This window comes from Endozoicomonas sp. SESOKO2 (genome assembly GCF_024606245.1).
Taxonomy (GTDB): domain Bacteria; phylum Pseudomonadota; class Gammaproteobacteria; order Pseudomonadales; family Endozoicomonadaceae; genus Endozoicomonas_A.
Genome location: NZ_JAHHPQ010000368.1, coordinates 1 through 11,524, shown reverse-complemented (window position 1 = coordinate 11,524; position 11,524 = coordinate 1). Strand labels below are relative to the sequence as shown.

Here is an 11,524-nt window from a genome sequence, read left to right as displayed (position 1 = left end):
ACTTACAGCCATAAGAAAATACATAGCGCAAAGATTACATAAAATTTTCATTGCCTCAAATGATTACCAAGTCATAATGTTAACCTTAAGCTCAGGACTTACGGATCTGCTGGAGCAATCAGAAGCTATATTTGCAATGCTCCCAACGACTGACAACGATGCCGACGGGCAGGCTGATGAAGCCAAACACGACGAGGCTGCCGAGGGATCAGAAGAAAGAAAGCTTAGCAGTGAAGAGAAGAACAAATACCTGAAAGAACAAACAGAATCCTTGGAGGATTTCATCTATTGGTGCAGGTATTACTATGATTTTGCCATAAGATCTCCTTATAACTCTGACAGCAGTGAGTCCTGCGGTAGTGAATCTGACAGAGGTAATCTTGACGGAGTTCAATATTAATTTTTTTCCTGTTCTGTCAGGCCGAATACCAATAGTATGCTTCCTGGCAGGCTACTGACTCCGTGGCGGTAGCTTCGGCCGATCCATTCGTGACCCCTAACTTCAGTGGCAATAGCCGGATGCTCTGCAGCGTCCTGCATTGTTCGATTAAAGCCTGCATTCTGTCTGCCTCGTCCTGTCCAAAAGCTTTGAACCACGATTGAAGGGAACGAAGCTCTGAGCTCTTGGTAATGCCTTAGAAAACGGAGCTGGCTGCGCGATCAGGCTGGGACCGGCTTTCGCTTAAAATTGAGCACTGCTGCAATACATGGACTACTTTGTCAGGACATTTGTAAACTGATGAGAGCAGATGTGGATGAATAACTTCTTATCTCGCTTGCCTGAAACACCAAAACGATCAATGTTTTGCCATCTTGGCAAGCCTAATCAGTCGCTTGCTGCTTCCCTCGGCCTCATCATGATGGTTTGCCCCTGTTCAGAACTACTGGCAAAAAATGGTTTATCAACGCCAGTGGAGGAGAGGCTTGTTTTAGAAAAAACAACAAAAGAGTCCAGCTTTCTGGACGATTTGATTAATCACAATACCTACGTAGGGAATATCCCTACTATAGCTCTCAACACGAATGCGACCAACCTTGTCTTTGCTATGAACCATGAAAACGAACAAGGACAAAGAACGGATGAGCATTCAGAAGAATCGGAAGGCGCTGGAGCACAAATACCACGGCCTTTATCGACAATTCCGCTCCCGCCCATGACCCACGCAGAAGTGAGTGACATTATCCGGGAATTGAATACAGGCATTGATCAAGAAACCTTAGACACTCTGTTGAACTTCGTTCCGGTCACCCCCCCCGATGAGAGCCTGACAATTGATGGCATGCTTGTGAAATTGATGCAAACTCTTCGCATTCCGGTTGATTGTCACATGATAACAATGCATTTAGTCCTATCGTCCATTGAGGGTACCACAACGCCAGTCGATATGGGCCAACCAAACCAAAAACAGAGACTTGCACTCTTGATGTTGGCTTACTATACGGCCATCAATTCAGAGAAGCTACCCCATAAAATGGCTTATGAATTTTTTCTATCATTCCTACTGCACGCCTGTGACTTGTCTGGTATCGAAAAACTCCATACTATAAAAGGTGACCTTTTAGGCACAGACAAACCCACAGAAGATCAAGACGTTTTAAAAGAAAATGTTAGAAAATCAGCAATAATCTTCGCTGGACTAAGAAAGCAGGAAGAAATGCGCGTTTATTTTTTTTTGAAACAAATCAAAAATACTTCAGAAGCTGAAGAATCCGAGACAAAAGTCCAGATTCCAGTGTTAGAAAAAGTATCCAATCTACTCAACCGTGGTGTTAATAAGATCGGACTACCACTTTATGAGCGTAATATAAAATCAGCTAAACGAATGCTAAAGGTGTTAGAATTAACAGGATTTGGTAAAAAAAAATCACAATTGGTTGCCTCTAATAACCTGTTCATTAATTTAATTGATGCCATAAGCATGACTCTTGATCCTTACGTTATACAGTTTGCAAAAACACTCATTGACAATATGTCGAGTTATTTTACTGCATCTAATTGGGATCAAACCATTACTGATTCTGAAGGCAAAGAACAAAAATTATTTCAAGTATTCCAAAAGTTAATAACCGACGCAAAAGAAAACCCGGGGAATGAAAATCCTGAATTATTTCAACAATTACTTCTGGCTCTGGAAAAATACATAGAGCAACAATTACAAAAAACGTTTACTGAAAAAAATGATTACGAGTTCATAATGGTAACCCTCGGCACAGGATTTCAGGCCCTCTTAGAACAATCAAGGAAAGTTCTGTTAATGCTTGACCGAAGTATTGACGCCAGTGCCAATGAGCAGGCTGATGGAGCTAAACATGGCGAGGCAGCACGGGGAGAGCTCAGCGAAGAAGAGAAGAAGAGAAAACACCTGGGACAACGGATAAATTACTTGCAAGATTTCGTGGATTGGTTTGGATCTCACTATGGTTTTGCCGTGAACTCTCATTATGACACTGACAGCAGTGACTCTGACAGCAGCGACTCTGACAGCAGTGACTCTGACAGCAGCGACTCTGATAGCAGTGACTCTCAGAGCAATGATATTGACAGAGGTAGTCCTGAAGAAATGAATCCTCCTGTCCTTTCAAACCAACTGCTACCGGCGAACTGCTGGCTCGAAGACGTTACTGTTTAAGGCCGTTCCATTTGTGCCCCATAACGTCATTGGCAGTAGCCGGTTCTGCGCTGTTCGAATGCCACTCCCGGGTTTAAGTCCAGATTGTAACTGCCTTGCCTTGTGCACAGGCCTTGAACCTTGGAACTCCAAGCTCTCGGCAATTCCTGCGCTTAGAAAACGGGGTTGCCTGAGCGATCAGGCTGAGTTTGAAGATGCTTAAAATTGGGCACTTCTGCAATCTGTGGACTACTTTATCAGGGCATCCATAAATTAAAAAAGGCAGATGTTGATGAATAACTCCGCTTCCCAATTATCAGCAACCGCAAGGCAATCGATCTTTTTCCATCGTAACATGGCTAATCAGTCGGTTGCCGCTTCCCTTGGCCTCATCATGATGGCTTGCCCCTGCTCAGAACTACTGGCAAAAAATGGTTTATCAACACCATCGGTGGAGAGGCTTGTTTTAGAAAAACCAACAAAAGAGTCCAGCTTTCTGGACGATTTGATTAATCACAATGCTTATGTAGGGAATATCCCTACTTTAGCTCTCAACCCGAATGCGACCAACCTTGTCTTTGCCATGAACTATGAAAATGAGCAAGGCGAAAAAAAGGATGAAAATTCAACAGAACCGGAGGGAGCTACAGCACAGCCGCTGCAATCTTTAATCGAAATTCCTCTCCCCGTGATGCTCCATGGGGTAATTTCCGAAATTATCCGTGCCATAACTACAGATATTAATACAAACCACATTAATATGATGTTGGAGGAAATTCCGGAAACCCCTCCCGAACATGCCCGATCAATTGCAAGCATGATTGATCATTTGATAAAAACTCTTGGCATAACGCTCAACGAAAACCAAAATGCGTTGATTAGTGTTCTGTATGATATTCAGGGCGCCGAATCTCCTGTCGATATAAGCAAACCACAACAACGAGAGAGCCTCGCGATGTTGTTGATGAGTTACTATACAGCCCTCAAGTCAAATGGGTCATCCCCTCAAATGGCTAATGTTTTTTTTAACTCATTCCTGCTTCATGCTGTCGGCTTGTCTGGTATAGGGAGGCTCCATGCCACAAGGGGTAACCTTTTGGGTATAAAAGAACCCATCGAAGATCCCGAACTTTTAAAAGGTAATGTTAAAGAATCCAAAAATGTCTTTTCTGCCCTGAAAATACTCGAAGAAGCGCGCCTTGATTTTTTGCAACAACTGAATTTTTACTCAGAAGACGAAAGATCCAGCGCATCACCCGATCCACTGTTGGCAGCTGCTACCAGCCTTCTCAACTATGGTGTTGAGAAGAACGGGATACCGCTATATAAGCGCAACATAAAATCACATAAACGAATGTTAAAGCTAATAGAATCATATGGTGAAAACAATCCTAAGTTAGTTGCCTCTAACAATCAATTTATGACTTTGATTCATGCCATAAGCATGCTGCTTGATCCTTCCGTTATACAGTTCACAGATTCACATATTGAAAACCTGTTAAGTTATTTTAGAAAATCAAAGTGGTTAGAAACCGACACTGACTCTTCAGACACAACAAGCAAAGAACAGAGGTTATTTGAAGCATTCAAGAAAGTATCAGAAGATGCAAAATACAATGATGGAAATGAAGGTCCTGAATTATTTGGAGAATTACTTCAAGCTCTGAAAGACTTCATAGAGAAACAATTACAAATAGCTTTTACTGAGGCAGATGATTACCAAGTGATAATGGTAACCCTCGGCACAGGATTAGCGAGCCTGCATGAACAATCAAATGATATGTTGGAAATATTTGATAGGCAGATTGACGCAGCCAAAGATGAAAAAGCAGCAGAAGGCCAAGAAGGAGAAGAGCTTAGTAAATATGAGAAGAAGGCACGACACCTGAGAGAACGGATAAGCCACTTGCGAGAATTCGTCGAATGGTTCGGGTCTAACTATGAATTTGCTATGAACAGCCCTCATGAAAGTGGCAGTAGTGAGTCTGAAGGCAATGATGTGGGCAGTACTGATGCTGACAGAGGTAGTGATTCCAACAGAGGTGATGCTGACGGAGTTGATGCTGACGTTGATGCTGACGGAGTTGAAGATGACAGGGTTGAAGCTGACAGGGTTGAAGTTAATGGAGTTGAAGTTAATGGAGTTGAAGTTAACACGATCCCTGCTGACAGAGATGAAGCTGACAGGGGTAATCCTGACGGTGTTTAGTTTGGATACTTTTCCAGTTTTTTCAGACCGGGGCTATCAGGAAATTTGTGCAGATTCAGTTGTAGCATTGCGGTCGAAGTTTTGATGAGGTCAGCAACGGCTTCAATGCAGATATCGCCTGCTCGATAAATCAGGGTTGCCGGGTTCTTGAGTATTACGGTCACAGAGGCGTGGCAGGCGAAACTACCTTATTCAGGGCATTCAAATTCAACAAGGCAGGCGACGATGAGTCATCCCATAGGTCGATTACTAATAGCATCAAAGCCATCAATATTTTTCCATCGTTACAAGGCTAATCATTTGGTTACTGCTTCCCTTGGCTTCATCGTGCTGGCTTGCCCCTGTTCAAAACTGTTGGCAGGAAATCCTTTTTCAACGCCAGTGGCGGCAGAATTTGCTGGAATAAAAACGACAAAAGAGCCTGGCTGCCTGGACGATTTGATTAACCATAATGCTTACATAAGACAAATCCCTCCTTTTGTTTTCAACCCAAATACGACCCATTTTATCTTTGCCATGAATCATGAAAATGAACGAGGCGAAAAAAAGGATGAGTATTCAGAAGAACCGGAGGGGGCTGAAGCACAGCAGCTTAAGCCCTTAATGGAAATTCCGCTCCCGCCAATGAACCATGCACAAATTACTGCCATTATCCAAGGGCTGAATACTGGCTTTGATGAAGACACCCTGAACACTATGTTGAGCTACATTCCGGTAACCCTGCCCGATGAGAGCCTGACCATTGCAAGCATGATCAAGGAAGTGCAACAAGCTCTCCATGTTGAGGCTGACAATAACCAGAACGCAATGATAGAAGTTCTAACGAATATCGTGGGTACCGAATCTCCTGTCGATATGACTAAACCAGAGGATCAACTGAGCCTGGTGATTTTGATGATGAGTTACTACACAGCCATCCATTCAAATGGAGCTACCCCTCAAGTGGCTCATGCTTTTTTTGACTCATTCCTGTTTCACGCCACTGATTTTTCTGGTATCAGGAGACTTCATGCCAGAAAAGCTGGCCTTTTAGGTACAATAGCATCAATAAAAGATCACGAAATTTTAAAAGCAAATATTAAAGAATCTGCTTCAGTCTTCTCTGGCCTGAAGTTGTTGGGAGAAATGCGCCTTAAGATTTTGCAACAATTGGACAATCTACCAGAAGCTGAAATTTCTGAGGCATCAGTAGACCCCATGTTATTAACCGCTTCCTCTTTGCTCAACTATGGGATTGATAAGAACCTAACACCGCTTTATCAGCATGATATAAAATCAGCCGAACAAATTTTAATGCTCATACAAGAGTATGTTGAGAAAAATCCTGAATCAGTTGCCTCTAATATTAAGTTCATGAGTTTTCTATATTCTTCAAGCCTGATTCTTGGTTCTTTCATTAAAAAAATGGTACTTACACAAGGTGACAACATGTCGATTAATTTTAGCAATTCAGATGTTTTAGCTGAGGCTGATCCCGTTATTGACGCTATCGACACGGTGTTTAAAAAACTAACATTAAGTGCAATATCCGAAGAAGTACGAACCGACTCAAAAAAAAACACTGGAAATGAAAACCCTGAATTATTTCGAAAATGGCTTCTAGCCTTAGAAAATCACATATCGACACAATTACAAAAAACGTTTATTGATAAAAATGACTACACACTCGAAATGTTATCTATCTGCTCAACATTTGACTTACTGGAGAGCTACACTACGAAAGCAATGTATCGGCTAACTACTGACAACAACGCCAATGAGCAGGCTGATGGAGCCAAACAAAACAAAACAGCAAAGGGTCAAGAAGGAAAAGAGTTTAGCAACGAAGAGAAAAAGAAGAAGATAAAGCATCTGAAAGCACGGAAAAAATGCTTGGATGATTTCGAAGATTGGTTCAAGACTAACTTTGATTATTCTGTAGACACGCTTTATGGCTCTGAGAATGTTGAGGCCGTCAGAGCTAGTTTTGACGCTAGTTTTGACTATTGACGGTGTTTATTTTTAATCTTCTTCCTGTTCTTTCAGAATAATCGCCACCAACAGCTTCAAAACCCACGTTCTGATCGCCGCGGTCGCGAAAGGCTTATAAGGAAAATCCCCCTCTTTATTCTCAACCCAAATACAACCCACTTTATCTTCTCCATGAACCACGAAAATGAGCAAGGCGAAAAAATGATTGAGGATTCAGAAGAATCGGAAGGAGCTGAAGCACTCCTGCCTCAGCCTTTAATCGAATTTCCGCTCCCGCTAGTCAATGCCACAAGAAACGAAACCGCCAGACGTGTTCAGGCTATCGGTCTTCCTACCACCTTTGCTACTGGCGGTAGAACCAAGTTCAACCGCACTCAGCAAGGATACAAGAAAGAGCAATGGATAGATGCCGCCTGTTTAGGAGAGTCAGGAGCCAGCATATACATACCAGAAAGCACAAAACCCTTAATCATTAAGGCTATGGGTCGTGGATCGAGGCAAATGTGCAGAGTGGACAAGTACGGATTTCCCCGTACAAAGGCTAAAGGCTCAAAACAAGTAAAAGGGTTTCAGACTGGCGATATCGTCAAAGCTATCGTTCCGGCAGGTAAACGGCAAGGAACGTATACAGGACGGGTTGCGGTACGCAGTCGAGGAAGTTTCAACATAGCAAATGGAACGGGAACAATAACCGACATATCCTACAAACACTGTAAGAAAATTCAGTCTACGGATGGTTACGGGTACAGCTTGTCCTAACGGGCAAGTCTATTTTCCCCACCGCACTTACGGTGTCCCCAAATCGAGGCAAAACGATGGCTTAAAACGTAACGTGCAAATTCAGTAATAGCATTGACTGGTGCTTAAAATTCGGCACTGCTGCAGTCCATGTACTAGTTTATGTGCACATTCATAAAATAGAGAAGGCAGGTGTCGATGAGTCATTCCATTTTTCGATTACCTAAAACAGCAAAGCGGTCGATATTTTTCCATCGTGACAAGGCTAGTCAGTTGTTTGCTGCTACTCTTGGCTTTATCACTACGGCTTGCCCCTGTTCAAAACCGATGGCAGAAAATCTCTTACCAACACCAGATGAGGAGATATTTGTCAGAGATGAAGAGACAAAAGAGTCCAGCTTACTGGGCGATCTCATTAACCATAATGCTTATATTGGGATAATCCCCCCTTTTAGTCTCGACCCGAATTCGACCAGCGTTATCTTCGCCATGAACCATGAAAATGAGCAAGGCGCAAAAAAGGATGAGAATTCAAAAGAATCGGAAGGAGCCGAAGGAGGACAACCGCAGTCTTTAATGACGATTCCGCTTCCGCCAATGAGCCATGCAGAAGTGAGTGACATTATCCTGAAGTTAAATACAAGCATTGAGGCAAGCACTTTAAACACTATGTTGAGCTACGTCCCTGAAACACTCCCCAACGAGAGCCTGACCATCGAAAGCATGATTGAGCAAGTACAACAAATTTTCGGTGTTGTGGCCAACAACAACCAGAAAGCAATGATAGAAGTTTTATCTCATATCCGGGGGATCGAATCTCCTGTCAATTTGACCAGACCACAACAAAAACAGAACCTTGCGATGTTGATAGTGGCTTACTACACAGCCATCAATTTAAGTAAATTATCCACTCAAGAGGCTAATGACCTTTTCAACTCATTCCTGCTTCACGCCACGGTCTTGTCTGGTATCGAGAGACTCCGTATCGAAAATGATGAACTTTTAGGTCTGGAAAAATCAATAGATAAACCCACAGAAGATCACAAAGTGCTAAAAGCAACTATTAAAAAATCTGCTGCCGTCATCTATGGCCTGAAATCGCTGCAAGAAATGCGACTTTATTTTTTGCAACAATTGGAGAATGACTTAGCAGCTGAAAAGTCCGACACACCTGTCGATCCAAAACTGAAAGCCACTTTATCTCTGCTCAACTATGGCATTTATAAGAACGGAATACCGCATTCTCATCGTAATATAGAATCAGCTCAACGAATGCTCTGCCTACTAGAACATAATGGTAAAAAAAATCCTGAGTTAGCAGCCTTAAATATTCAGATCTTAACTTTTATTGATGCCATAAGCCTGATTCTTGATCCTGCCGTTATACAATTCGAAAGTAAACATATTGACAACCTGTCGAGTTATTTTAGCGCATTAAATTCAGATGATCCCACTACCGACTCTTCAGAGACAAGAGACAAACAACAGTCATTATTTGAAATATTCAAAAAGGCACTAACCGACGCAAAAACCAACCCGGGAAATGAAAATCCTGAATTATTTCAAGAATTACTTATAACCTTACAAAAACACATAGAACAGCAATTACTAAAAATTCATGATAATTCAAATGATTACACAACCATAATGCTAACCCTCACCACAGGATTTCAGGATCTGCTGAAACAATCACGCATTATGTTGGCAATGCTTGAGACAACTGTTGAGACCAATGCCAACGATCAGGCTGATGACGCTAAATCCAGCGAGCCAGCAGATGGACAAGAGAGAAAAGAGTTCAGAGAGAAAAAGCAGAAGATCAAACACCTGGAAGAACGAGTAGAATACTTGGTTGATTTCTTCGATTGGTTCTATGATTTTGCCACGAAGTATCCTTATGACTCTGACACTATTGATCCTGACAGATATATTCCTGAAAGTCTTGACGGAGTTTATTTTTAATCTTCTTCCTGTTCTTTCTGACCTGGCCACCAGCAGCGGCTTCACAGCAAACGGCAGGCTCTGAAACGGTAGTGATTTCGGTAGGTCATTTAGCCCCTGCAAATTCGGTGCTGCTGCAACCCATAGACTACTTTTTAACACAGCATCCATAAACCCTTGAAGGCAGGTGTAGATGAGTCACTCCATTGCTCGATTACCTAAAACAGCAAAGCAATCGATATTTTTCCATCGTGATAGCGCCAATCAGTCGGTTGCTGCTTCCCTCTGCATCATCATGATGGCTTGCCCCTGTTCAACACTTCTGGCAGACAATCTTTTTTCAACACCAGTGGAAGAGGGATTTGTTAGAGAAAAAACGACAAAAGAGTTCAGCTTCCTGAATGATTTGATTAATCATAATGCTTATATAGGAAAAATCCCTACTTATGATCTCAACCCGAATACGAGCAGTCTTATCTTTGCCATGAACCATGAAAATGAGCAAGACGTGAAGAAGGATGAGCATTCAGAAGAATCGGAGGGAGCTGAAGCACGGCAGTTACAACCATTAATGGAAATTCCGCTCCCGCCAATGAACCATGCACAAATGACCGCCATTATCCAGGGGTTGAATGCAGGCTTTGATGAAGTCACCCTAAACACTATGCTGAGCTACATCCCGGTAACCCCCCCCGATGAGAACCTGACAATTGCAAACATGATTCAGCAAGTGATACAAGCCCTCGGCTATACACTCGACAATAGCCAAAGTTTGATGATAGCAGTTCTAACTGACATCCGAGGCACCGAATCACCTGTCGATATTACCAAAACAGAAGATCAACACAACCTCGCGATGTTGATGGTGAGTTACTATATCGCCATCCATTCAAATGAAGCCACCCCTCAAGAGGCCCATTTCTTTTTTAACTCATTCCTGCTTCACGCCGCCGGCTTCTCTGGTATCGACAGACTTGACACCAAAAAAGATGAGCTTTTAGGTGTAAAAGAACCTATAAATGATCGCACAGTTTTAAAAGAAAATATTAAAAAATCTGCCAGATTGTTCGATGGCCTGAGATTGCTGGGAGAAATGCGCCTTACTTTTTTATACATATCGGAGCAATACTCAAAATTTAAAAAGACCAGGGAATCAATTAATCCACTGATAACAGCCGCATTCTCTCTTCTCAACAAAGACGTTAGCAAGAGCAAAAAAATGCTTTATCATAATAAATCTCACTCAGCTCAAACAATGTCCAGGCTGATAAAAAAATATGGTGAAATAAAACCTGAATTAGTTGCCTCGAATAATCAGTTTTTGAGTTTAATTGATGCCATATGTCTGATTCTTGATCCTTACTCTATACAACTCGCAAATACACACATTGACAATCTGGCGACTTACTTTAGCGCATCCAACTGGGATGACACTATTACTCACTCTTCAGAGATAAAAGACAAAGAACAGACATTATTTGGAACATTCAAAAAGGTATTAACCGACGCAAACGACAACCCGGGAAATGAAAATCCTGAATTATTTCGTGAATTACTTCTAGCCCTACAAAAATACATAGAGCAACAGTTACAAAAAACTTTCAATGATTTTAAGGATTGCCAAGTCATATTCGAAAGCCTCTTCACAGGATTTGAAGATCTGCTGAGGCAATCACGCATTATGTTGGCAATGCCCGAGTCAACTCTTGAGCCAGATGTCAACGAACATGCTGATGGACCCAACCTTGGCGAGGCAATAAAGGATCAGGAAGGAAAAGATTTCAGCGAAAAAGAGAAGAAGAAAAAACACCTTGAAGAACGGATAGAACACTTGGTTGAGTTCCTCGATTTTCTCTATGATTTTTCTATAGAGAATATTGACAACATGGACCCTGATAGTCTTTATCCTGCCGCCTGTTATGTTCTTCCTCCCAGCCTTGACGAAGCACTTGAGGACAAATATTACTACTAATTTTCTTCCTGTTCTTCAGGATCGGGTACCACTAGCAGCCTGTCGGACTTAAGCGTCCGTAGCGAGGATTGCAAGAAATTGAGG

At 42.2% G+C, this 11,524-nt stretch carries 8 protein-coding genes; 7 read left to right on the top strand and 1 reads right to left on the bottom strand.

The window, feature by feature from the left end:
- The 3 genes from KDK17_RS08175 to KDK17_RS08165 form a co-directional block, all read left to right on the top strand.
- On the top strand, nucleotides 1-400 hold a 400-nt coding region (locus tag KDK17_RS08175), incomplete at its 5' end, for a hypothetical protein (protein WP_257287817.1).
- Nucleotides 401-755: 355 nt separating this feature from the next.
- Nucleotides 756-2,630 (top strand): hypothetical protein, encoded by a 1,875-nt coding sequence (locus KDK17_RS08170; protein ID WP_257287816.1) that lies wholly within the window; start codon nucleotides 756-758, stop codon nucleotides 2,628-2,630.
- Nucleotides 2,631-2,901: 271 nt separating this feature from the next.
- Nucleotides 2,902-4,818 carry a hypothetical protein gene (locus KDK17_RS08165; protein WP_257287814.1) on the top strand — a complete coding sequence of 639 codons (1,917 nt, stop codon included), beginning with the start codon at nucleotides 2,902-2,904 and terminating at the stop codon, nucleotides 4,816-4,818.
- Here KDK17_RS08165 and KDK17_RS08160 read toward each other — a convergent pair.
- The gene (locus KDK17_RS08160; RefSeq protein ID WP_257254396.1) at nucleotides 4,815-4,982 is read right to left on the bottom strand and encodes a hypothetical protein; all 168 of its coding nucleotides are present in this window, start codon (nucleotides 4,980-4,982) and stop codon (nucleotides 4,815-4,817) included. The two genes, KDK17_RS08165 and KDK17_RS08160, sit on opposite strands and share 4 nt — an antisense overlap.
- Between KDK17_RS08160 and KDK17_RS08155 the strand changes: the two genes are divergently transcribed.
- From KDK17_RS08155 to KDK17_RS08140, 4 genes are all read left to right on the top strand, one after another.
- Complete coding sequence (locus KDK17_RS08155) at nucleotides 4,966-6,807, top strand: hypothetical protein (protein ID WP_257287813.1); 1,842 nt, start codon at nucleotides 4,966-4,968, stop codon at nucleotides 6,805-6,807. The genes KDK17_RS08160 and KDK17_RS08155 overlap by 17 nt on opposite strands.
- 183 nt (nucleotides 6,808-6,990) lie before the next feature.
- Nucleotides 6,991-7,548 (top strand): hypothetical protein, encoded by a 558-nt coding sequence (locus KDK17_RS08150; RefSeq protein WP_257254398.1) that lies wholly within the window; start codon nucleotides 6,991-6,993, stop codon nucleotides 7,546-7,548.
- A 177-nt stretch (nucleotides 7,549-7,725) separates the two neighbouring features.
- Complete coding sequence (locus KDK17_RS08145) at nucleotides 7,726-9,489, top strand: hypothetical protein (protein ID WP_257281644.1); 1,764 nt, start codon at nucleotides 7,726-7,728, stop codon at nucleotides 9,487-9,489.
- A 172-nt stretch (nucleotides 9,490-9,661) separates the two neighbouring features.
- On the top strand, nucleotides 9,662-11,440 hold the full coding sequence (locus KDK17_RS08140) for a hypothetical protein (RefSeq protein ID WP_257254400.1): 1,779 nt from the start codon (nucleotides 9,662-9,664) through the stop codon (nucleotides 11,438-11,440).
- Nucleotides 11,441-11,524 lie beyond the last annotated feature (84 nt).

Coding starts and splice junctions, on each gene's coding strand:
- KDK17_RS08170 (WP_257287816.1), top strand. CDS start 756: ATGAATAACTTCTTATCTCGCTTGCCTGAAACACCAAAACGATCAATG.
- KDK17_RS08165 (WP_257287814.1), top strand. CDS start 2,902: ATGAATAACTCCGCTTCCCAATTATCAGCAACCGCAAGGCAATCGATC.
- KDK17_RS08150 (WP_257254398.1), top strand. CDS start 6,991: ATGATTGAGGATTCAGAAGAATCGGAAGGAGCTGAAGCACTCCTGCCT.
- KDK17_RS08145 (WP_257281644.1), top strand. CDS start 7,726: ATGAGTCATTCCATTTTTCGATTACCTAAAACAGCAAAGCGGTCGATA.
- KDK17_RS08140 (WP_257254400.1), top strand. CDS start 9,662: ATGAGTCACTCCATTGCTCGATTACCTAAAACAGCAAAGCAATCGATA.